At 55.7% G+C, this 21,483-nt stretch carries 20 protein-coding genes; 8 read left to right on the forward strand and 12 right to left on the reverse strand.

From position 1 onward, the window contains the following. Positions 1–5: 5 nt before the first annotated feature. The 7 genes from cdsA to rpsB all read right to left on the reverse strand — a co-directional run bounded on the left by cdsA (position 6) and on the right by rpsB (position 6,459). Positions 6–860, reverse strand: a complete 855-nt coding sequence (gene cdsA, locus ACA373_RS12105; RefSeq protein WP_253455188.1) for a phosphatidate cytidylyltransferase — start codon at positions 858–860, stop codon at positions 6–8. Positions 861–878: 18 nt separating this feature from the next. After that, positions 879–1,631 carry a (2E,6E)-farnesyl-diphosphate-specific ditrans,polycis-undecaprenyl-diphosphate synthase gene (ispU, locus tag ACA373_RS12110; RefSeq protein WP_253455189.1) on the reverse strand — a complete coding sequence of 251 codons (753 nt, stop codon included), beginning with the start codon at positions 1,629–1,631 and terminating at the stop codon, positions 879–881. A gap of 170 nt (positions 1,632–1,801) precedes the next feature. After that, positions 1,802–3,004 carry a 1-deoxy-D-xylulose-5-phosphate reductoisomerase gene (gene ispC, locus ACA373_RS12115; RefSeq protein WP_370734551.1) on the reverse strand — a complete coding sequence of 401 codons (1,203 nt, stop codon included), beginning with the start codon at positions 3,002–3,004 and terminating at the stop codon, positions 1,802–1,804. A gap of 124 nt (positions 3,005–3,128) precedes the next feature. Continuing rightward, positions 3,129–3,686, reverse strand: coding sequence for a ribosome recycling factor (gene frr / locus ACA373_RS12120; RefSeq protein ID WP_125289093.1), 558 nt, complete (start codon positions 3,684–3,686; stop codon positions 3,129–3,131). Positions 3,687–3,804: 118 nt separating this feature from the next. Next, positions 3,805–4,530: a UMP kinase gene (pyrH, locus tag ACA373_RS12125; RefSeq protein WP_253455191.1), complete on the reverse strand. Its 726-nt coding sequence runs from the start codon at positions 4,528–4,530 to the stop codon at positions 3,805–3,807. 145 nt (positions 4,531–4,675) lie between these two features. Continuing rightward, positions 4,676–5,527: a translation elongation factor Ts gene (gene tsf, locus ACA373_RS12130; RefSeq protein WP_125289091.1), complete on the reverse strand. Its 852-nt coding sequence runs from the start codon at positions 5,525–5,527 to the stop codon at positions 4,676–4,678. 206 nt (positions 5,528–5,733) lie between these two features. Next, complete coding sequence (gene rpsB, locus ACA373_RS12135; protein WP_301251365.1) at positions 5,734–6,459, reverse strand: 30S ribosomal protein S2; 726 nt, start codon at positions 6,457–6,459, stop codon at positions 5,734–5,736. A gap of 330 nt (positions 6,460–6,789) precedes the next feature. Between rpsB and map the strand changes: the two genes are divergently transcribed. The 5 genes from map to ACA373_RS12160 all read left to right on the forward strand — a co-directional run bounded on the left by map (position 6,790) and on the right by ACA373_RS12160 (position 13,049). Continuing rightward, a complete protein-coding gene (map, locus tag ACA373_RS12140) occupies positions 6,790–7,584 on the forward strand; it encodes a type I methionyl aminopeptidase (RefSeq protein WP_253455194.1) in 795 nt (264 codons plus the stop codon). Between the two features lie 395 nt (positions 7,585–7,979). Further along, positions 7,980–8,591, forward strand: coding sequence for a hypothetical protein (locus ACA373_RS12145; RefSeq protein ID WP_370734552.1), 612 nt, complete (start codon positions 7,980–7,982; stop codon positions 8,589–8,591). A 199-nt stretch (positions 8,592–8,790) separates the two neighbouring features. Further along, entirely contained in the window at positions 8,791–11,436 is a 2,646-nt protein-coding gene (glnD, locus tag ACA373_RS12150) for a bifunctional uridylyltransferase/uridylyl-removing protein GlnD (RefSeq protein ID WP_253455196.1), read from the forward strand. A gap of 91 nt (positions 11,437–11,527) precedes the next feature. Then, positions 11,528–12,352 carry a 2,3,4,5-tetrahydropyridine-2,6-dicarboxylate N-succinyltransferase gene (dapD, locus tag ACA373_RS12155; RefSeq protein WP_370734553.1) on the forward strand — a complete coding sequence of 275 codons (825 nt, stop codon included), beginning with the start codon at positions 11,528–11,530 and terminating at the stop codon, positions 12,350–12,352. Between the two features lie 304 nt (positions 12,353–12,656). After that, positions 12,657–13,049 (forward strand): DUF3461 family protein, encoded by a 393-nt coding sequence (locus ACA373_RS12160; RefSeq protein WP_253455197.1) that lies wholly within the window; start codon positions 12,657–12,659, stop codon positions 13,047–13,049. A 92-nt stretch (positions 13,050–13,141) separates the two neighbouring features. On the opposite strand, the gene ACA373_RS12165 is transcribed toward ACA373_RS12160, so the two are convergent. From ACA373_RS12165 to dgt, 3 genes are all read right to left on the reverse strand, one after another. Then, a complete protein-coding gene (locus ACA373_RS12165) occupies positions 13,142–14,299 on the reverse strand; it encodes a CdaR family transcriptional regulator (RefSeq protein ID WP_125289084.1) in 1,158 nt (385 codons plus the stop codon). A gap of 163 nt (positions 14,300–14,462) precedes the next feature. Then, the gene (degP, locus tag ACA373_RS12170; protein WP_253455198.1) at positions 14,463–15,890 is read right to left on the reverse strand and encodes a serine endoprotease DegP; all 1,428 of its coding nucleotides are present in this window, start codon (positions 15,888–15,890) and stop codon (positions 14,463–14,465) included. A 145-nt stretch (positions 15,891–16,035) separates the two neighbouring features. After that, positions 16,036–17,550, reverse strand: a complete 1,515-nt coding sequence (gene dgt / locus ACA373_RS12175; RefSeq protein ID WP_125289082.1) for a dGTPase — start codon at positions 17,548–17,550, stop codon at positions 16,036–16,038. 88 nt (positions 17,551–17,638) lie between these two features. Here dgt and mtnN point away from each other — a divergent pair, with 88 nt between their 5' ends. The 3 genes from mtnN (at position 17,639) to ACA373_RS12190 (ending at position 19,492) form a co-directional block, all read left to right on the forward strand. After that, positions 17,639–18,334, forward strand: a complete 696-nt coding sequence (gene mtnN / locus ACA373_RS12180; RefSeq protein WP_253455199.1) for a 5'-methylthioadenosine/S-adenosylhomocysteine nucleosidase — start codon at positions 17,639–17,641, stop codon at positions 18,332–18,334. Next, a complete protein-coding gene (gene btuF / locus ACA373_RS12185; protein ID WP_369895469.1) occupies positions 18,327–19,100 on the forward strand; it encodes a vitamin B12 ABC transporter substrate-binding protein BtuF in 774 nt (257 codons plus the stop codon). The genes mtnN and btuF overlap by 8 nt, the downstream gene beginning before the upstream one ends. A 137-nt stretch (positions 19,101–19,237) precedes the next feature. Further along, a complete protein-coding gene (locus tag ACA373_RS12190) occupies positions 19,238–19,492 on the forward strand; it encodes a hypothetical protein (RefSeq protein ID WP_253455201.1) in 255 nt (84 codons plus the stop codon). Between the two features lie 35 nt (positions 19,493–19,527). On the opposite strand, the gene erpA is transcribed toward ACA373_RS12190, so the two are convergent. Both erpA and clcA read right to left on the reverse strand, forming a co-directional pair. Next, positions 19,528–19,872 (reverse strand): iron-sulfur cluster insertion protein ErpA, encoded by a 345-nt coding sequence (gene erpA, locus ACA373_RS12195; protein ID WP_125289078.1) that lies wholly within the window; start codon positions 19,870–19,872, stop codon positions 19,528–19,530. 78 nt (positions 19,873–19,950) lie between these two features. Next, the gene (clcA, locus tag ACA373_RS12200; protein ID WP_370734554.1) at positions 19,951–21,384 is read right to left on the reverse strand and encodes a H(+)/Cl(-) exchange transporter ClcA; all 1,434 of its coding nucleotides are present in this window, start codon (positions 21,382–21,384) and stop codon (positions 19,951–19,953) included. Between the last annotated feature and the right edge of the window lie 99 nt (positions 21,385–21,483).

A 21,483-nucleotide genomic window follows, 5' to 3' on the forward strand; every position in this document is an offset into this window, starting at 1 on the left:
GTCCCTTATAGCGTGCCGAAAGCCAGCAACAGCAGGCAGGCGAATACCGGCACCGCCGCCGTCAGGCTATCGATACGATCCAGAATACCACCATGACCTGGAATAAGCTGTCCGCTGTCTTTAATGCCCGCTTCGCGCTTGAACATGCTCTCGGTCAAATCGCCCAATACGGAAGCCAGCGTGGCGACAATGGAGCAGGTCAGCAGCGTCACAGGCGATACGCTCAGCGGCGCCCACAGCCCGAACAGCCAGGCGATAATGCCCGTAGTGACCAGGCCGCCAAAAAACCCTTCCCAGGTTTTCCCCGGCGAAACTTTTGGCGCCAGCTTGTGTTTGCCGAACAGACGACCAAACATGTAGGCCCCGGAATCCGCGCCCCATACCAGAAACAGCACGTAGAGCAGCCACCAGGCGCCGGCAAAATGGTCGCTGTCGTAATGATACTGGCGCAGCGCCACCATGCCCCAGAAGAAGGGCACAATGGTCAGAATACCAAACAACAGGCGTAAAGCACGAGACGAGCGCCACAGCGCGGCGGATACGGGATAGGTCAACACCAGCAGCAGCGCAACTATCCACCAGCCCAGCGCCGCCCAAAGCGAGCCCGCAATAAGGGGAAGATGCACAGGATGGTAAGCAGGCAGCGTAAACGTCATGAACGCCAGCAGCAGCCCGCACAGAACCGCGAGCCAGACGCGCTGGGAGCTGGAGGCCAGGCCAGCGAACTGACCCCACTCCCACGCCGCCAGCATACAGATAGCCAGCGTGACGATAGCAAAACCGGCAGGCGGCAGCAGAAACAGCGCCGCAATCACAATCGGGATAAGTATCAATGCGGTAATCAGGCGTGACTTCAGCAAGGATTACCCCCAGTGCGCTCAGGCGCCGCCGGGTGCTGCGCCGCCAAAGCGACGCTCTCGTTGTGCAAACGCATTCAGTGCACCTTCAAAAACTTGTTCATCAAAATCAGGCCAAAGAACATCGGTAAAAAAGAACTCCGCATAGGCAACCTGCCACAGCAAGAAATTACTGATTCGATGCTCTCCCCCTGTCCTTATTACCAGATCCACAGGTGCCAGATCGTTGAGACAAAGATGCTGTGCGAGGGTTTCTTCCTCGATCTGATCCGGACGAACCAGACCTTCCTGCACCTGTTCTGCAATTTTCCTGACGCTATGAATAATATCCCAACGTCCGCCATAATTCGCGGCAATGTTCAGGGTAAGTCCATTATTTTGCTGAGTCAGTTCCTCGGCGCGCCGGATACGCTCCTGCAAACGAGCGTTAAATCGGCCCGTATCGCCAATAATTCGCAGGCGTACGTTATGTTTATGGAGGCTTTTCACCTCGCTGTCCAGAGCCCAGACAAACAGCTCCATCAGCGCCATCACTTCCTGCGGAGGACGGTTCCAGTTTTCGCTGCTGAAGGCATACAGGGTCAGCGCATCCAGCTTATTGCTGACGGCAAAGCTTACCGCGCGGCGCACGGACTTTACGCCCGCCTTATGGCCGGTAATGCGCATTTTCCCCTGGTTTTTGGCCCAGCGGCCATTGCCATCCATAATGATGGCCACGTGGCGGGGATTTTCTCCCGACTGGTCATCGGTTTTTATTTGATTTTCGGACGACATAACGCGTAATTATTTCCTTTAATCAGAAATACGACGGTTTCTGAAATAGTTTGCCCGCTTGACGTAAAAAAGCCGTGTCGGCCACGGCAGCTGTCGCTGTATCGCTACGTCGCTTTAAGGACGGGCGCAGATTGTAACACCTCCACCCCTGCCCCACAAACGCACGCTGGTTAGCGTGCGGTTGGAAAACGCGACAAACAGGTTTTCGCCGTAGCGCGCGCGCGCCTGTCGATATCCAGTACCGCCTCCACGCTCTCCGGCTCGCGGCAGGAAAGCGTTTCGAGAACGCTCATATTTACCCGCGCAATATCGGTAAAACAGATTTGCGCATCCAGAAAAGCGGCAACGGCGATCTCATTAGCGGCGTTCAGCGCGGTAGTCGCGGCCTGCCCGGTTTTACAGGCGTCGATAGCCAGCTTAAGGCAGGGATAACGCGCGTAGTCCGGCTCGGCGAACGTCAGGGCGCTCATGCGGGCAAAATCCAACGGTTTTGCGCCGGACTGCACTCGCTGCGGCCAGGCCATTACGTGAGCGATAGGCGTACGCATATCCGGCGACCCCATTTGCGCCAGCACGCTGCCGTCACGGTAGCGCACCATGGAATGGATCACCGATTGCGGATGCAGCACCACTTCCATCTGCGCGTCGGTCGCGTTAAAAAGCCAGCGGGCTTCAATATATTCCAAACCTTTATTCATCATGGTGGCCGAATCAACGGAGATTTTTCGCCCCATTGTCCAGTTCGGATGCGCGCAGGCCTGATCCGGCGTCATCTGCGCCAGGTCCGCCAGCGGCGTTTCACGGAAAGGGCCACCCGACCCCGTAAGAATAATGCTGTCAATGCCATTATCTTGTAGAGAAGCGTATCCTAACTGGCGCTGGAGGGAAGCGGGCAAACTCTGAAAAATGGCATTATGCTCGCTATCGACCGGCAGCAGCTGCGCTTTAAATTCGCTTACCGCCTCCAGAAACAGCTGGCCGCAGGTGACCAGCGACTCTTTATTGGCCAACAGCACGGCCTTACCGGCGCGTATGGCCGCCAGCGTCGGCAGCAGGCCTGCCGCGCCAACGATCGCCGCCATAACCTGATCCACGTCGTCCAGCGCGGCCAGATCGCAGGCAGCCTGTTCGCCGCTCAGCACCTCGGTCGCCACGTTCAGCTCTTTCAACCGCAGCCGTAACGCGCTGGCGGACTTCTCGTCAGCCATGGCCGCATAAGCCGGCCGGAAAGCGAGACACTGTTCCGCCATCAGCCCGACGTTATGCCCGGCCACCAGCGCCTTAACGGCGAACAGATCGGGATTCGCTTTAATGACGGCCAGCGTGCTGGTACCGATTGAACCGGTGGAACCGAGAATGGTCAGTTGCTTCATGAAGGTGCTCTGTGTAGTGACCTGCGACGATAAGCCGCCAGCCAGGGGATTAAATGCAAAACGCCGTAAGACTACCCTCCGAAAAAGGCACCCTGTACGGCGTTAAGTCACGGCGCGGATCGACTCAGAAGTCCATCAGCTCCGCTTCTTTTTCTGCCAGCGCGGCATCGACTTTCTTGATGAACACGTCGGTCATTTTCTGGATATCATCCTGAGAACGACGCTCTTCATCTTCGCTGATTTCTTTATCTTTCAGCAGCGCTTTAACCTTATCGTTGGCGTCGCGACGCACGTTACGTACGGAAACGCGACCCTGCTCGGCTTCGCCGCGCACGATTTTAATCAGGTCTTTACGACGTTCTTCCGTCAGCGCCGGAAGCGGCACGCGAATGTCGCTGCCCGCTGAGCTTGGGTTCAGGCCCAGGTCAGAAGCCATGATCGCTTTTTCAACGGCCGCGCTGATCGAGCGGTCAAATACGTTGATTTTCAGCGTACGGGAATCCTCCACGGTCACGCTGGCCAGCTGACGCAGCGGCGTGGCGGAGCCGTAATAATCGACCATGATGCCGTCAAGAATGCTTGGCGACGCGCGGCCGGTGCGGATTTTGCTGATGTGGTTTTTAAATGCTTCCAGGCACTTGTCCATGCGCGTTTCAGCATCTTTTCTGATTTCGTTAATCACGTTGTAACCCTTGAATTCTGGTTAACCTGACAGGCTCAGAAGAGCCTGTTAGCTATCTGTTAGCGTGCGTAACGCACTACAAAGGCAGAATATACCTTATTTTATGTGCTAACGGACATTATTGCGTAATCAGGGTGCCTTCTTTTTCACCCATCACTACGCGGCGCAGCGCGCCCGGCTTGTTCATATTGAAGACGCGGATCGGCAGTTTATGGTCGCGGGCCAGCGTAAAGGCGGCCAGATCCATCACTTTCAATTCACGTTCCAACACTTCGGTGTAGCTCAGCTGATCGTACATCGTGGCGTCCGGATTTTTTACCGGGTCGTCAGAGTAAACGCCGTCAACCTTGGTCGCTTTCAGCACGACGTCCGCTTCGATTTCGATACCGCGCAGGCAGGCCGCCGAATCCGTAGTAAAGAACGGGTTGCCGGTGCCGGCGGAGAAGATCACCACGCGGTTGTTGCGCAGCAGGCTGATCGCTTCTGCCCAGCTGTAGTTGTCACATACGCCGTTCAGCGGAATAGCCGACATCAGACGAGCATTAACGTAGGCGCGGTGCAGCGCGTCACGCATCGCCAGACCGTTCATTACGGTTGCCAGCATACCCATGTGGTCGCCCACAACGCGATTCATGCCGGCCTGTGCCAGGCCCGCACCGCGGAACAGGTTGCCGCCACCGATAACCACACCTACCTGAATACCCAGCTCAACCAGTTCCTTCACTTCCTGAGCCATACGATCCAGCACGCTGGCGTCGATACCGAAGCCTTCCGCGCCTTGCAGAGCTTCGCCGCTCAGTTTCAGCAGGATACGTTGATAAACAGGTTTTGCATTGGTCGCCATGGTTTTTTTCCTGGAAGCAGTATTGAGGAGTTAAATCTGCGCTATCATCCCGCGAGTAGTGAGAAAATGCTATTGGGATGAGACTGAAAATTGCCGGATACGGCAGATAAAAAAGAACCGCCGGATGGCGGTTCTGGTCAAACGATTAAGACTGCTTAGACATCGCCGCAACTTCTGCTGCGAAATCGGTCTCGGCTTTCTCAATGCCTTCGCCCACTTCAAAGCGGATGAAGTTAACCACGTCAGCGCCCTGCTCTTTCAGCAGCTGGCCAACGGTTTTAGACGGGTCGATCACGAAAGGCTGACCGGTCAGAGAAACTTCGCCGGTGAATTTCTTCATGCGGCCTTCAACCATTTTCTCTGCGATTTCTTTCGGCTTACCGGACTGCATCGCGATATCCAGCTGAACCTGGTATTCTTTCTCTACCACGTCTGCAGACACGTCTTCTGGCTTAACGAACTCTGGCTTGCTTGCCGCAACGTGCATGGCCAGCTGCTTAACCAGCTCTTCGTCAGCGTTGGTTGCAGAGATCAGTACGCCGATACGTGCGCCATGCAGGTAGCTGCCCAGCACGTCGCCTTCCAGGGTCGCGACGCGACGAATGTTGATGTTTTCGCCGATTTTAGCAACCAGCGCAACGCGCTCTTCTTCGAACTGCGCTTTCAGCACTTCAACATCGGTGATTTTGCCGGCAACAGCCGCATCCAGCACCTTGTCAGCGAACGCCTGGAAACCGCCGTCTTTAGCAACGAAGTCGGTCTGGCAGTTAACTTCCAGGATCACGCCGTAGTTGCCGTCGATTTTGGTTTTGATCACGCCGTCAGCAGCCACGTTGCCTGCTTTTTTCGCCGCTTTGATCGCGCCAGATTTACGCATGTTCTCGATCGCCAGCTCGATGTCGCCGCTAGCTTCGGTCAGCGCTTTTTTACAATCCATCATGCCAGCGCCAGTGCGCTCGCGCAGTTCTTTTACCAGAGCAGCAGTAATTTCAGCCATTCTCGAATCCTCGGTTAGCTCAGCACCTGCCCGGTTCGCCTGATGGCGCCACAACAGATGCCTGTTTCTCGGGAGAAATATTGCCCCGCCGATGGGTCACCAGCGGCAAAGCGAATTCAAAATAAAGGGGCCAATTAAGGCCCCTTACAGATTAACATCTGATTTTACCCTGACGGGTATAAGGGCTCTCTGTGGAGCAAACCTTATTACTCAGCTTCAGCGAAGCTTTCTTCTGCCTGCTGAGCCAGGTCCTGAGAGCGACCTTCACGTACGGTGGTAGCCACAGCGGTCAGGTACAGGCTTACAGCACGGATTGCATCGTCGTTGCCTGGGATGATGTAGTCAACGCCGTCTGGATCAGAGTTGGTATCAACGATAGCGAAAACCGGGATGCCCAGGTTGTTTGCTTCTTTGATAGCGATGTGTTCGTGGTCAGCATCGACAACGAACAGCGCGTCTGGCAGGCCGCCCATGTCTTTGATCCCGCCCAGGCTGTTTTCCAGCTTGGCCAGTTCACGAGCACGCATCAGCGCTTCTTTTTTGGTCAGTTTGTCAAAGGTGCCATCCTGAGACTGAGTTTCCAGATCTTTCAGACGCTTGATGGACTGACGAACGGTTTTCCAGTTGGTCAGCATACCGCCTAACCAGCGATGGTTTACGAAGAACTGGTCGCAGCTCAGCGCAGACTCTTTTACCGCTTCGCTTGCAGCGCGCTTGGTACCAACCATCAGAATCTTGCCTTTACGGGCAGCGATCTTGTTCAGTTCAGCCAGCGCTTCGTTGAACATTGGTACAGTTTTTTCAAGGTTGATGATGTGAACTTTGTTACGAGCGCCGAAAATGAATGGCTTCATTTTTGGGTTCCAGTAACGGGTCTGGTGACCGAAGTGTACACCAGCCTTGAGCATGTCGCGCATGGAAACAGTTGCCATGATTACCTCTGTAAATTGATTGGGGTTAAGCCTCCATGTATCCCATACGACCGACCTCTCGGGCCGCTTGCGCAGCGCTTTAAGGCACCCCGGCGTACGTGTCGATACATGTGTGTTATTTACACATAGTGAGAGTTATGCGTTTCTCTGCAATCTTGCCCACAGAGAATCGTCGGCGCGCTTTATACCATAAAGACGCAGGTGAAGCCAATGATTGTTCGCTTTACCTGCCGCGCCGTAAACGGGAATTGGCAGCGGCCAGGTGGGCTGCTAACATTGCTGCACTTCCTTTATTATTGTCGAAAATAGCGACAGCTGCGGACTAAATTAATGGCAATTACAATCAAAACCCCTGAAGAAATCGCGAAAATGCGCGTAGCCGGTCGCCTGGCGGCAGAAGTGCTGGAAATGATCGAAGAGCACGTCAAGCCCGGCGTCAGCACCGGCGAACTCGATCGCCTGTGCCATGACTATATCGTTAACACCCAGCAAGCCGTTTCGGCCAGCCTGGGCTATCACGGCTTCCCTAAATCCGTTTGCATCTCGGTCAACGAAGTGGTGTGCCACGGTATTCCAAGCGATGATAAAATCCTGAAGGATGGCGATATCGTCAATATCGACGTAACCGTCATTAAAGACGAATATCACGGCGATACCTCTAAAATGTATATCGTCGGCAAACCGACTATCCAGGGCGAACGCCTTTGCCGCGTAACTCAGGAGAGCCTCTATCTGGCGCTGCGTATGGTGAAGCCAGGGATTCGCCTGCGCACTATCGGTCGCGAAATCCAGAAATTTGTTGAAGCACAGGATTTTTCCGTAGTACGCGAATATTGCGGTCACGGCATCGGCAAAGGCTTTCATGAAGAACCGCAGGTGCTGCACTATGACGCGGACGACGGCGGCGTGGTGCTGCAGGCCGGTATGGCCTTTACCATCGAGCCGATGGTTAACGCAGGCGATTATCGCATTCGCAGCATGAAAGACGGCTGGACGGTGAAAACCAAAGACCGCAGTCTTTCCGCCCAGTATGAACACACCATCGTGGTGACGGAAACAGGCTGCGAGATTATGACGCTGCGTAAAGACGATACCATCCCGGCAATCCTGACCGCCGACGCGTAATCTTTGTCAAATAACCCGGCAGGCAGCTTTGCTGCCGGGTCAAAAGCATTGCTCTCTCACCCCGGATCTTTCTTTACCGCTCTCGCTGCCTGCCTTCCATCCAGCCTGACGGGCTTTCTATTCAGCCCAGGGTTTACGAACACTTTTTTTCATTGGACCTGATTAACCTTGTGGTTGTAAATTGCTCAAGGCATGAAAAGTGTAGGGGCATTACCCCGTAGCCTTTCTGCAGGAAGCAGCTAATTTACACAGGGAGATCAAGCAAATGGAAAAGCCATTCCTTTTAGCGCAAACAATTAATAACGAGTTGGGACGCCGTGCCGATTGTGGAGGCCTGTGCCTCTGCTCTGTGGCCGCACGCTGGCCAGAGGAGGAAACGAATCAAGGAGGCAGCTATGGGTTACGCGCTCAGGGATGCACCTTTGAATGACGCCGATCATAAACCCGGACTGCCTGCGCTGCGCTCTTCAGGCGGCGATGGAGGAGGAGGCATGACAGAGAATATCGAACCGCGAGTAAGGAAGCTTGAAAACGATGTCGCCGTAATCAGCCACAATCTTGCTGTGCTTACCGTGCGCTCCGAGAGTTTCGCCACCCACGCCGATGTCGCGAATGTTCGCACTGAAATGGCGACAATGCGCGGCGAGCTTACAGAGCGAATGACATTTATGGGCGGCGAATTTAAAGGCGAGTTCATTTCGTTACGAGGCGAGATGGCGCTTATGCGCGGCGAGCTCAAGGAGGAAATGGCCTCGTTAAGGGGCGAGCTGAAAGAGGATATAGCTTCCTTAAAAGGCGAGCTGAAAGAGGATATGGCTTCCTTAAAAGGCGAGCTGAAAGAGGATATGGCTTCCTTAAAAGGCGAGCTGAAAGGTGACATTGTCTCCCTGCGGGGCGAAATTCATGAGACGTTACAGAAAGCTATCAACAAGCAAACCGTTCTGTTGCTGACGATTATCCCCGCCACGCTTGCCGCTATTGCTGCCGTCGCGGCCTGGTTTAAATAGCGCTCCGTTCGTTCTCTGACCGCCGACAGTGAGGCAGGCCACTCACCCATTTGGCCCTCCCTCTTTTTTTACCGCTCTGCCAGCCAGCACGGCGGTAAAAATTCCATCTGCTATCTGCCAGTTTCTTTTGATCTCGGGTGCCGGTAAACGCTATTGTCACTGCTTGTCTTTGTGCGGCAGAGAATGCGGGAGCGCTGGCGTGAACACGATAATTAGAGATTACGGGCAGGCATATTCTCCTGCTGAATGGACAGATGCGGAGCTGACGCGCGATACGCTGAAGCAGCACCTTGATGATTTCCAGCAGCGGCTGGGCCAGGCCTTTGACGCCGGAGAAGCCGTTGAGCAGCTTATCGCCGCCCGCACGCTGTTTATCGATCGCCTGCTGCGCCGCCTGTGGCGCTTTTACGGTTTCCCGGAGCAGGAGGATATTGCGCTGGTTGCCGTGGGCGGCTACGGGCGGGCCGAGCTGCATCCTCTATCCGATATTGATGTGTTGATCCTGAGCCGACGGCCGCTTTCCGAAGAGGATGCACAGCGTACCAGCGAGCTGCTGACGCTGATGTGGGATTTGAAGCTGGAAGTGGGCCACAGCGTGAGAACGCTGGAAGAGTGCCTGTTGGAAGGCCTGTCAGATCTTACCGTCGCGACCAACCTGATTGAATCACGCCTGCTGGTCGGCGACGTCGCGCTGTTTCTCGAACTGCAGAAAAACGTTTTCAGCGAAGGTTTCTGGCCTTCCGATCGCTTTTTCGCCGCCAAAATTGCCGAGCAGCAGGAGCGCCACCAGCGCTATCACGGTACCAGTTATAACCTGGAGCCGGATATCAAAAGCAGTCCCGGCGGCCTGCGCGATATCCATACGCTGCTGTGGGTGGCGCGCCGCCACTTTGGCGCCACGTCCCTGGATGAAATGGTCGGTTTTGGCTTTCTGACGCAGGCCGAGCGCAACGAGCTGAACGAGTGTCAGTCCCTGCTGTGGCGTATACGTTTCGCCCTGCATCTGACGCTCAGCCGCTACGATAACCGGCTGCTGTTCGATCGCCAGCTGAACGTGGCGCAGCGTCTGAACTATCAGGGCGAAGGCAACGAGCCGGTCGAGCGCATGATGAAAGATTTTTATCGCGTTACCGGCCGTATCGGCGAGCTGAACCAGATGCTGCTACAGCTGTTCGACGAGGCTATCCTGGCGCTGGGCGAGGATGAAAAACCGCGCGCCATTGACGATGAATTTCAGCTGCGCGGCACCTTAATCGATCTGATTGACGAAACACTGTTCGCTCGCGACCCGGTTGCTATCATGCGCATGTTTTACACGATGGTGCGCACGCCGAATATTACCGGCATCTATTCCACCACACTGCGCCAGCTGCGCTTTGCACGTCGCCAGCTTCAGCAGCCGCTGTGCACGCTTCCCAAAGCGCGGGAGCTGTTTCTGTCCATCCTGCGGCATCCGGGCGCGGTAAGCCGGGCGCTGGTACCTATGCATCGTCACAGCGTGCTGTGGGCCTATATGCCGCAGTGGGGCAATATTGTCGGCCAGATGCAGTTTGACCTGTTTCACGCCTATACCGTGGATGAGCATACTATTCGCGTCCTGCAAAAGCTGGAAAGCTTCGCCAATGAAGCGACTCGTCCACGCCATCCGCTCTGCGTAGAGATTTGGCCGCGTCTGCCGCAGCCGGAGCTGCTGCTGATGGCCGGACTGTTTCACGATATCGCCAAAGGCCGCGGCGGCGATCACTCCGTGCTGGGCGCGCAGGACGCGCTGGAATTTGCCGAGCTGCATGGGCTGAACTCGCGGGAAACGCAGCTGGTCGCCTGGCTGGTACGTCACCATCTGCTGATGTCGGTGACGGCGCAGCGGCGCGATATTCAGGATCCCACCGAGATCCAGCATTTCGCGGAGGTGATGCAGAACGAAAACCGGCTGCGCTATCTGGTTTGTCTGACCGTAGCGGATATCTGCGCCACCAACGAAACACTGTGGAATAGCTGGAAGCAGAGCCTGCTGCGCGAGCTGTTTTTCGCTACCGAGAAACAGCTGCGGCGCGGAATGGAACACAGCCCTGATCTGCGAGAACGCGTCCGCCATCACCGTTTGCAGGCGTTGGCGCTGCTGCGTATGGACAATCTGGATGAGCAGGCGCTGCGCGATATCTGGGCGCGTTGCAGAGCGGACTATTTCCTGCGCCACACGCCGAACCAGCTGGCCTGGCACGCTCGTCATTTGATGGAACACGATCTGTCGAAGCCGCTGGTGCTGCTCAGCCCTCAGGCGACACGCGGCGGCACGGAAATTTTTATCTGGAGCCCGGACCGTCCTTATCTGTTCGCCACCGTGGCGGGCGAGCTGGACAGGCGCAACCTTAGCGTGCACGACGCGCAGATCTTTACCAGCCGCGACGGCATGGCGATGGATACCTTTATCGTGCTGGAGCCGGACGGCAGCCCGCTGGCACCGGATCGACACGAGGCCATCCGCCAGGCGCTGGATCAGGCTATCGGGCAAACCAGCTTCCAGCCAGCGAGAGTCCGGCGCCAGTCGGCCAGGCTAAAACATTTTAGCGTGGATACCGAAGTGAAATTCTTACCGAGCCATACCGACAGACGCACCTATATGGAACTGATCGCCCTGGATCAGCCGGGTCTGCTGGCGCGCGTTGGGGAGATCTTCGCCGATCTGAACGTGTCGCTGCACGGCGCGCGCATCAGCACCATCGGCGAGCGCGTCGAGGATCTGTTTATCCTGGCCAACAGCGATCGCCGCGCGCTCAGCCGCGAATTACGCCACGAGTTGCGACAACGGTTGACAGAGGCCCTTAATCCAAACGATAAAGTGTGACCAGGATTTACTTTTACCCCGCTTTCGGGCGCGCGGCCGATTAGCTGCAGGCGCGTCCCGAAACATGATTTGACACAGGAAAGCTTAATTAATGCAACAGTTACAGAGTGTTATTGAGAGCGCCTTTGAGCGCCGCGCCGAGATTACCCCAGTCAATGCCGATACCGTTACGCGAGAAGCGGTTAACCAGGTTATCGCGCTGCTGGACAGCGGCGCGCTGCGCGTGGCTGAGAAGATCGACGGCCAGTGGGTGACGCATCAGTGGCTGAAAAAGGCCGTGCTGCTCTCTTTCCGCATCAATGACAATCAGGTGATTGATGGCGCAGAAAGCCGTTATTACGACAAAGTTCCGATGAAATTTGCCGATTACGACGACGCTCGCTTTAAGAAAGAAGGTTTCCGCGTGGTGCCGCCGGCTGCCGTTCGTCAGGGCGCTTTTATCGCACGCAATACCGTGCTGATGCCTTCTTATGTCAATATTGGCGCTTATGTTGATGAAGGCTCAATGGTGGACACCTGGGCGACCGTTGGCTCCTGTGCGCAGATTGGGAAAAACGTGCACCTGTCCGGCGGCGTCGGTATCGGCGGCGTGTTGGAACCGCTGCAGGCTAACCCGACCATCATCGAAGACAATTGCTTTATCGGCGCGCGCTCTGAAATCGTGGAAGGCGTGATCGTTGAAGAAGGCGCGGTGATTTCTATGGGCGTCTACATTGGCCAGAGCACCAAAATCTACGACCGCGAAACCGGCGAAGTGCACTACGGCCGCGTGCCTGCCGGCTCCGTGGTGGTTTCCGGCAACCTGCCTTCCAAAGACGGCAGCTACAGCCTGTACTGCGCGGTTATCGTGAAAAAAGTAGATGCGAAAACCCGCGGCAAAGTCGGCATCAACGAACTGCTGCGCACCATCGACTAATTCTCCTTCGGGCCGCGCTTTGCGGCCCGTCAGTTTTTCTTTACACGCCCGCCTTAAAAAGATGTTTTCCATAAAAAAATAAGTAATGCTATTGCGCAATAACCAGGCGATAATCCCCGCCAACGAGCGTACGGGCCCCTTTTCAGATTTTCACATATACTCAGCTGAGCACGGGAAGAGCAGGCCTGGCAAAAACAGGGAGCAACGTGCCGCCGCAGCGCGGCCGGTAAAAACCGCACCTTGCACCACAGAGTATTTGTAAAGCGCAGCCGAATGACTATTCTCCCGCACAGGAAAAAATCTTATGTATGACAATCTGAAAGGTTTAGGTATCGCCAATCCCGACGACATCGATCGCTACAGCCTGCGTCAGGAAGCCAGCAACGACATTCTGAAAATCTACTTTCGCAAAGACAAGGGTGAGTTTTTCGCTAAAAGCGTGAAGTTTAAATATCCGCGCCAGCGCAAAACCGTGGTGGCCGATAACGTCAGCCAGGGATTCAAAGAGATCCAGGAGATCAGCCCTAACCTGCGTTACGTGATTGACGAGCTGGATCAGATCTGCCAGCGCGATCAGGTAGAAGTCGATCTGAAACGCAAAATCCTGGACGATCTGCGTCATCTGGAAGGCGTGGTAACCAACAAGATCGCCGAAATTGAGGCCGATCTGGAAAAACTGACGCGCAATAGCCGCTAAGCACGCCGTTACTCCCTGCTCTGTTTCCGTTCTTCAATGCGTCAGGGCCTGGCGCATTGGTCACTCTTTTCCAGGTTTCTGCGGCCAACGCTTTAAGGCTCATCATCCAGCTGCAACGCCACGTAAAGCAGCAGCCTGTCGTCAAAACTACTCAGATTCAGCCCTGTCAGCTCGGAAATGCGGTTAAGCCGGTATTCCAGCGTATTACGATGAATATAAAGCGCTTTCGCGGTAGCTGAAGGCTGCACGTTGTGGCTGAACCAGGCGATTAGCGTTCTTCTCAACAGGCCATTGTTGTCCATGGCCTTCAGCTTTGCCAGCGGTCGGGACAGCTCTCCGGCCTGCCAGCCGCCGCGCAGGCTGTCCAGCAGCACGGGCAACACCAGATCCTGATAGAAATAGCTGCGTTCTTCCGGCATACGCTGTTTGCCTACCAGCATGGTAGTGCGCGCGGTGCGATAAGAGCGGGCGATGCTGCCCGGCCCGGTAAAAAAGTTGCCCAAGGCAATACGCATTCGCAGATGGCCGTTTTCTTTCATTCTGGACTGCAAAAGCGCCACCCGTTTACGGTGGTCTTCCGCGTCAAAGCGACCATGTGAGTTAAAAGCAGGTTTCAACACCACCATCTCGGTCAGCGACACGATGGCGATTAAATTATCCCGCTCTGGCGTGGTAAGCAGCGTTTGCAGCTGCTGCAGTTCCGACATGGCGCTGTCCACGCCAAGCTGGCCGCTGTCGACCTCGACCACTGCCACCACGCGCGGCTGGTTAAGATCGATGCGTAACCGCTGCGCCCATTCGTTCAGCGCCGGAGAAAGCGTGTCGCTGCGAATAAGATTCAGCACCAGCTCTTCGCGCAGGCGGCTGTCCTGCGCCAGCATATGTAGCAGTCGCGCCTGTTCCAGCATCATTTCTGCCGTCATGCAAACCAGCTCGCCATAGTGCCGCAGCGATTCCGGCTCGCCGGTCAGGCCGATAACGCCGACGATCTCGCCATCGATACGCATAGGCAGATTGATGCCGGGCCGCACGCCGTGCAGATGTCTTGCTACCGCTTCATCAATATCCACGATCCGTGCCTGAGACAGCGCTAACAGCGCGCCTTCGTGCATTTCTCCAATACGTTCCCGGTCGCCGCTGCCGATGATCCGGCCACGTGCGTCCATCACGTTGACATTGCTGTCAATTATTTTCATGGTGCGGGCAACGATTTCCTGCGCAAGGCGGGCATCAAGATGATAGGTGGCCATCCGTCACTCCTGAAATGTCTCGTCAGGCCAGCATACCTGCAGGCTGGCGTCGCGACATCATGCAAATGCACCAGGCGTGATCCAGAGTGTAAAAATAAGCGGAAAGATGAAAAGGCGTTGTTAAGGGGGATGCTGGCCTTATGGGCCAGCATCCGGCAGGAAGTTACTGCATTAACAAATAGATAGAGGCGTCGCCGCGCAGAATGTTCAGCGCCAGCACGGAAGGTTTGCCGTCGAGGATTTTGCGCAGCTCGCCCAGGTTAGCGACCGCCTGCTGGTTAACGCCCAAAATCACGTCGTCTTTCTTCAGGCCAATACGCGCCGCGGCGGAGCCCGCCTTAACGTCATCGACCTTCACGCCCTTCATGCCTTTTGCATCGTAGTTGCTGAGATCGGCGCCCTCAATACCGACATAGATATTGCCGGAATCGACTTTCGCCTGCGAGCTTTGCTGCAGCTCAACGTTGACCGTCATCGGTTTGCCGTCGCGGATCAGCCCCAACGCCATTTTAGTGCCGACCGGCAGCGATCCGACCTGCGCGCGCAGCGCTGCAAAGCTGGAAATCTGCTTGCCGTTGATGGAAATCACCACGTCGCCCGCTTTTACGCCCGCCTTCGCCGCCGAAGAATTCGGCAGTACCTGGCTGACAAAAGCGCCGCGCTGCGCGTCCACCTTCATCGCTTTCGCCAGCTCGGAGTTCAGCTCGGTGCCCATGATCCCCAGCTCGCCGCGTTTCACCTGGCCATATTCCACCATCTGCGCCGTCAGGTTTTTCACCATATCGCTTGGGATGGCGAAGCCGATGCCGATATTGCCGCCGTCCGGTGCCAGAATGGCGGTGTTAATGCCGATCAGCTCGCCGTTGAGGTTCACCAGCGCGCCGCCGGAGTTGCCCCGGTTGATAGCCGCATCCGTCTGAATAAAGTTTTCATAGTTTTCCACGTTCAGGCCGCTGCGGCCCAGCGCGGAAACAATGCCGGAGGTAACCGTTTCGCCCAGCCCATAGGGGTTGCCAATCGCCACGGTATAGTCGCCGACGCGAAGGTTATCGGAATCCGCAATCTTAATCGCCGTAAGGTTCTTCGCATCTTTAAGCTGGATCAGCGCAATATCGGAGCGCGGATCTTTGCCGATCACCTTAGCTTCGTATTTGCGGCCATCGCTCAGCTGCACCTGAATTTTCGTCGCGTTATCGACTACGTGATTATTGGTAACGACATAGCCTTTCTCTGCGTTGATGACTACGCCTGAACCCAGCGCGCGGAATTTCTCCTGTTGGGTATCGGCTCCGCCCTGCGGCCCGCCGCCCTGACACATTGGCGAGCCCTGGAAAGGCGAACCATCCTGACAGAAAGGCGAGTTGCCGCCAAAGAACTGCTGGAACTGCTGAGGTAAACGCGGCGTGCGTACCGTTGTGCTTCCTTCAACGTTGATACTCACTACTGAAGGCATCACTTTTTCTAACATTGGCGCCAGGCTTGGCAGCTGCTGGCTGGAAGAGGAAGCCGTTTCTGCGGCCGTAGCGGTCAGCGGGCCCATGGCCATTCCCAGGCTCAGGGCCAGCGCGCTGGCTAAAAGTGTTTTTTTCATGCGTCTGATTCTCTTCTGTTCTGATAGGCGAAACGTGCAGCGGACGTGCTGGTAAGAGTCATTTTTTAACGCTAAGTTCATGTATAAGTTTCAGCGAAAAGTAAAAAAATATTCTCTGCCTTTACAAACCCGCCGGAAAAAACGCTTATTCCACTGCCATCAAACGACGATATTCGTCCCAGGCATAAAGATCGGTCATGCCGCTGACATAATCCTGCAGCAAACGCGCCCGATAATAACGCTCCCAGAGCAGACGTTCAAATCGCTGTTCGATCTTCAGGTTTTTCATATGCACCGAATAAGCCTTCCGGTGCTTGCCGGATAATTTATGAAACAGACGTGTTTCAATTGGGTAGTCCGGATGGAAATCCTCATTTATCAGCATGTTAAAATCCTGATAAGAAAGCTGTAATAATGGCTTATAAATATCCAGCAGGCCTTTTATAACCCGATAACCCTGCAGCTCCAGCTGTTCGACTTCCGGATGATTAAATACGTGCTTTCTGGCGACTTTTTTAAACAGATTCAGCAGCTGGTTTTCATCGCCGTCATCTTCCAGCAGCGAATGATTAAAACTTCCCTGCCAGATTGGCCCGATATTATCGACAAAGCGTTTAACGGCGTGCTCGACCAATGCGGACTGTACTTTAACGCGAAGCTTCATAAAAAAGGTATCGCTCCGGCTGCGATAACGCTCTTTACTTTGCGCCTCGGTGTAAGCAAAGCCGACAATCTTTACAAAGAGTTCGTCAGAGGTGACCTTTTTGTTTTTTCGCAGCAGCGTCCACTCATCTTCTAAAAACTGATAAAGCTGGTCGACGCTGAAAATCGCTTTTTCTACGGCGTCGTCCAGGTCGGCAATACAATAAGAGATATCGTCGGCGGCTTCCATAATATAGGTCAGCGGAAAACGATGATATTGCTGTGTGTTGGTTGCCCTGAGCAGATCGGCCACGTACTTCTCTTCGGAAAGATAATAGCCTGGCTTTTTCATCAGCGTACTAAACTGCGGCGGTTTTTCGCCCTGAAACCAGGCCGGCGCCGTGTATTTTAAAATGCAGGCAACCTGTACATAGGAAAGATTAAGCTGAAGCAGCGTATGCACCAGGCGAATAGCCTGCGCGTTGCCCTCAAAATGGCAAAGATCCTGACGAAGACGGGCATTCATGGCGAGAAATTTTTCATTCTGCTCGCTGTCATCAACCCCGGCCTCCTGCGGCTCGGTCAGCAGCCCGGGCAAATTCACGCGGAACCAGTCGTTGATCGCCGCCTCGCCAAAATGGCCGAACGGCGGATTACCGACGTCATGCAGCAGGCAGGCCATTTCCACCAGGCTTTCAAAGGCGCCGGTTAAATCGGCCAGGCCGTACTTTTCCAGCCCGCCAGGCTGCTTTCGCAATGCCTGAAGCACCTCTTTCACGATATAGCGGCCGGTCTGTTGCACCTCCAGCGAATGCGTCAGCCGCGAGCGCACGGCGGCGTTTCGCTCCAGAGGAAAGACCTGCGTTTTTTGCTGAAGTCGCCGAATAGCCGCCGAATTAATAATACGTCCGCGATCGCTTTCAAAATGGCGGGTAATATAATATTCGCCTTCGGGCTTTTCGCGGTTATTAAAGGGCCGCTCGAAACTGAATTTCGTCCTGAAATCTGTCGCTGTCATACTAGCCCACCCTGATGAGTTAAACCTGCTAATCATGATAAACTATGCACTACATTGAACAACTTCCACAACAATAGCGAGCATTCCTATGAAAGCAGGCATTATTGGCGCGATGGAGCAGGAAGTAACCCTGCTGCGCGATAAAATTGAAAACCGTCAGACTATCGCGCTGGCCGGTTGCGAGATCTATACCGGCACGCTGAACGGCGTTGAGGTTGCCCTGCTGAAATCGGGTATCGGCAAAGTTTCTGCGGCGATGGGCACCACGCTGCTGCTGGAGCTGTGCAAACCGGATTTTGTGATTAATACCGGTTCCGCAGGCGGTTTGGCCTCCACGCTGAAGGTCGGCGATATCGTGGTATCCGACGAGGTGCGCTATCACGATGCCGACGTCACCGCTTTCGGCTACGAGCCAGGCCAGATGGCAGGCTGTCCGGCAGCCTTTACGGCCGATGATAAACTGATTGCCGCGGCGGAAAGCTGCATCGCTAAGCTTGGCCTGAACGCCGTACGCGGCCTGGTCGTGAGCGGCGATGCCTTTATTAACGGTGCCGAACCGCTGGCGCGCATTCGTACGACTTTCCCGCAGGCCGTAGGCGTAGAGATGGAAGCGACCGCTATCGCTCACGTTTGCCACCAGTTCGGCACGCCGTTCGTAGTGGTGCGAGCCATTTCCGACGTGGCCGACCAGGAGTCGCATCTGAGCTTTGACGAGTTCCTGACCGTTGCCGCTAAGCAGTCCTCACTGCTGGTGGAAACGCTGCTGACCCACCTTCGTGGCTAAGCTTTTCGCCCTGTTGCTGCTGCTCTGTTACGGAGCGGCAGCCGCCACGCCCCGCGTTATCACCCTTGCGCCAAACCTGACCGAACTGGCTTTTGCCGCAGGCATCACGCCTGTCGCCGTCAGCGCTTATTCCGACTATCCCCCCGCTGCCGCCGCTATCGAACAGGTGGCGAACTGGCAGGGAATTAACGTTGAACGCATCATCAACCTGAAACCGGACGTGGTGCTTGCCTGGCGCGAGGGAAATCCGCAGCGACAGGTCGATCAGCTGGCAGCCTTCGGCATTAAGGTGGTGTGGCTGGCACCAGTCACGATTGGCGAGATGATTGCCGCCGTGCGCGATCTTAAAGCCTTCAGTCCGCACCCGGAACAGGCTGACAGGCAGGCGACGGCGCTACAGCAGCAGTGGGATGATCTGCAGAGGCGCTATCAGCACGCACGCAAAGTGTCGGTGTTTTTACAGTTTGGTCAGCGGCCGCTTTTCACCGCCTCGCGTAATACGCTGCAAAACGAAATCGTACAGCTGTGCGGCGGCGAAAACATCTTTGCCGACAGCCGCGTCGCCTGGCCTCAGGTCAGCCGCGAGCAGGTTTTAATGCGGCATCCGCAGGCCATCGTGACGGGAGGTGACGCCGCCGCCGTCAGCGCCTTCTGGCGGCCACAGCTCAACGCGCAGGTAATTGTAATAAATGATGACTGGCTCAGCCGGCCCGGCCCGCGCATTCTTCAGGCAGCACGGGCATTGTGCAGTCAGTTGCAGCCCTGAGACGGCAGACCCTGTACTAAAGTCGGTTAAAGTTTCAACGAAGATGGTCGTTAACCTAATTACGAGGCGGCAAGGCTGTTATAAGCGCCGCCCGGCATTTCAGGGCTTTTGCCCTTTTACACCAGGAAACTACAGCAATGAAAGCCGTTTATATGGCCTTAGGCCTGATGATGGCAGGTCAGGCGGCTGCTGCTTCCATTACCGGCAGCATTGGCGTCAGGCTGACCATTTACTCCCAATGTCACATTGACGGGCAGAGTACTATCACAGCAAGAACACCTGCAGTGGACTGCGGCCAACAAAGAGCCGCACAGCCGAAAGTCACGCAGACGGCGATTTCGTCTAACCGCGAAACGCGCCAGACGTCGAAACTGGTCACTGTAGAATGGTAAGCGAAAACCCCGGCGGCAACGTCGGGGTTTTTTATTCAGATACTGAAAGAAGAACCGCAGCCGCAGGTGGTTTTGGCGTTCGGGTTAGTCACGATAAAACGCGAGCCTTCCAGCCCTTCGGTATAGTCCACCGAGCCGCCAACCAGATATTGCAGGCTCATAGGATCCACCACCAGCGCCACGCCCGATTTTTCAATCGTCATATCGCCATCGTTGACCTTATCGTCAAAGGTGAAGCCGTACTGGAAACCGCTGCAACCGCCGCCGGTAATATAGACACGCAGTTTCAGATCGGGATTCTCTTCATCTGAGATCAGGTTTTTAACTTTACTGGCCGCTGCTTCGGTAAACTGCAGGGGCAGAGCTACATCTTCACTCATTTCATACTCCATCAGGCACTCGGGCCGGTCAGAATTCGACCATTAATCGCACCATTATCTTACACACCAGTATAGCAATCAAGTATGCGCCTGTTTGTCGGTTGTGGTGTTAGCAGCCGCTGCTACCGCGTCATCGGCCTGCTGCTGTTTTTCCAGCGTGCGCGCCAGCAGCGAGGAGTAAAGCGGTTTGCCGCCGAGAAACTGCGCCAGTAAGGTTGCCCCAAGGCAGGTGATAATCATCGGCAGAATAAGCTGATAATTATCGGTCATTTCCAGTACCAGCACGATGCCGGTGAGCGGCGCCCTGACCGAAGCGGCGAACAGCGCGCCCATGCCCGCAATGGCAAAAGTACCGACTTCCAGCTGATAAGCAGGAAACAGCGAGGCGCTGGCCATGCCGAACGCGGTGCCCAGCAGCGTGCCCAGCGCCAGCATCGGCGCGAAAATACCGCCCGGCGCGCCGGAGCCAAAACAGAGCAGCGTTGTCGCCATGCGGGCGATAAAAATAAACAGCAGCGTGCCCACGGTATAATGACCGGCCGCCGCAATGGGGATCAGCTCAAAGCCGCCGCCTGCAGCCTCCGGCTCGATGACGCCCAGCACGCCGCAAACGCCACCCAGCACGGCGCCGATAATCAGAATTTTTTTCAGGTTGCCGCCGTGGAGGCGCTGAAACATATCCTGCGTTTTAAAAATCAGCGCGTTAAACGCTACGCCAACGATGCCGAAAATCATGCCCAGCAGCAGATAGAGCCAGAGCGTGTTGACCGGCGAGTTGGAAAGTTTACCGACGGCGATCACCGCGTGTTCGCCGTTGAAAATGCGGAACACGATGCTGGACATAATGACGCCGATAAACACGGCCTTGATAGAGATAACGCTGTAGCGAAACTGCAAACGCATCTCTTCGATGATAAACAGAATGCCCGCCAGCGGCGCGTTAAACGCGGCTGAAAGTCCGGCAGCCGCACCGGTAGCCAGCAAAGAGTGGCGGGCCTCGGCGCTTTTCAGGCGGAAAATATCCAGCACCATGCGGCCGATGTTGCCGCCCAGCTGCACCGTCGGCCCTTCGCGTCCCAGCACCATGCCCGCGCCCAGCGTTCCCATGCCGCCGATAAATTTAACGGGGATTACCCGCCACCAGCGCACCGGCCGCAGCTCTTCCAGCGCGCCTTCGATTTCCGGGATACCGGAGCCTGAGGCTTCCGGCGCAAAGCGGCGCACCAGATAGTACCCCACGACGGCCAGCAGCGCGGAAAGGATAAACGCCAGCGGAAACAGCAGGATCCAGTGTTGTTCAACGTCTGCCAGCATTGCCAACCGCCAGTGGCTGACCCCGTGCACCGCTTTTTCGAAGGCGACGCCTACCAGTCCGGCCAGCAGGCCGACAATGCCTGCCATAATTAACACTACGACCGGCGTTTTATCGCGTCTCAATAGAAGGCGGAGAAAGTCGCCGCGTCGGGCTGGCACCACGTGTAACTGGTCGGACGAAGAGGTTGTCTGCTGCATAGTCCATTCGTATCAGTTCAGGCGAAGCTGATATTTTACTCATCCCGTCGCGGCTGTCGCCAGGAAAAGCTGATCCTTTCGTGTCAAAAGCGCCAGCGG

Origin of the sequence: Erwinia sp. STN24, assembly GCF_041320675.1 — a bacterium.
GTDB lineage: Bacteria > Pseudomonadota > Gammaproteobacteria > Enterobacterales > Enterobacteriaceae > Erwinia > Erwinia aeris.

Excerpts from the sequence above, each read along its gene's own strand:
- ACA373_RS12160 (WP_253455197.1), top strand. The coding sequence starts at position 12,657 with ATGTATGACAATCTGAAAGGTTTAGGTATCGCCAATCCCGACGACATC.
- clcA (WP_370734554.1), bottom strand. The coding sequence starts at position 21,384 with ATGCAGCAGACAACCTCTTCGTCCGACCAGTTACACGTGGTGCCAGCC.
- dgt (WP_125289082.1), bottom strand. The coding sequence starts at position 17,550 with ATGACAGCGACAGATTTCAGGACGAAATTCAGTTTCGAGCGGCCCTTT.
- ACA373_RS12165 (WP_125289084.1), bottom strand. The coding sequence starts at position 14,299 with ATGGCCACCTATCATCTTGATGCCCGCCTTGCGCAGGAAATCGTTGCC.
- ACA373_RS12190 (WP_253455201.1), top strand. The coding sequence starts at position 19,238 with ATGAAAGCCGTTTATATGGCCTTAGGCCTGATGATGGCAGGTCAGGCG.
- ACA373_RS12145 (WP_370734552.1), top strand. The coding sequence starts at position 7,980 with ATGGGTTACGCGCTCAGGGATGCACCTTTGAATGACGCCGATCATAAA.
- mtnN (WP_253455199.1), top strand. The coding sequence starts at position 17,639 with ATGAAAGCAGGCATTATTGGCGCGATGGAGCAGGAAGTAACCCTGCTG.
- dapD (WP_370734553.1), top strand. The coding sequence starts at position 11,528 with ATGCAACAGTTACAGAGTGTTATTGAGAGCGCCTTTGAGCGCCGCGCC.
- degP (WP_253455198.1), bottom strand. The coding sequence starts at position 15,890 with ATGAAAAAAACACTTTTAGCCAGCGCGCTGGCCCTGAGCCTGGGAATG.
- ispC (WP_370734551.1), bottom strand. The coding sequence starts at position 3,004 with ATGAAGCAACTGACCATTCTCGGTTCCACCGGTTCAATCGGTACCAGC.
- ispU (WP_253455189.1), bottom strand. The coding sequence starts at position 1,631 with ATGTCGTCCGAAAATCAAATAAAAACCGATGACCAGTCGGGAGAAAAT.
- pyrH (WP_253455191.1), bottom strand. The coding sequence starts at position 4,530 with ATGGCGACCAATGCAAAACCTGTTTATCAACGTATCCTGCTGAAACTG.
- map (WP_253455194.1), top strand. The coding sequence starts at position 6,790 with ATGGCAATTACAATCAAAACCCCTGAAGAAATCGCGAAAATGCGCGTA.
- rpsB (WP_301251365.1), bottom strand. The coding sequence starts at position 6,459 with ATGGCAACTGTTTCCATGCGCGACATGCTCAAGGCTGGTGTACACTTC.
- tsf (WP_125289091.1), bottom strand. The coding sequence starts at position 5,527 with ATGGCTGAAATTACTGCTGCTCTGGTAAAAGAACTGCGCGAGCGCACT.
- erpA (WP_125289078.1), bottom strand. The coding sequence starts at position 19,872 with ATGAGTGAAGATGTAGCTCTGCCCCTGCAGTTTACCGAAGCAGCGGCC.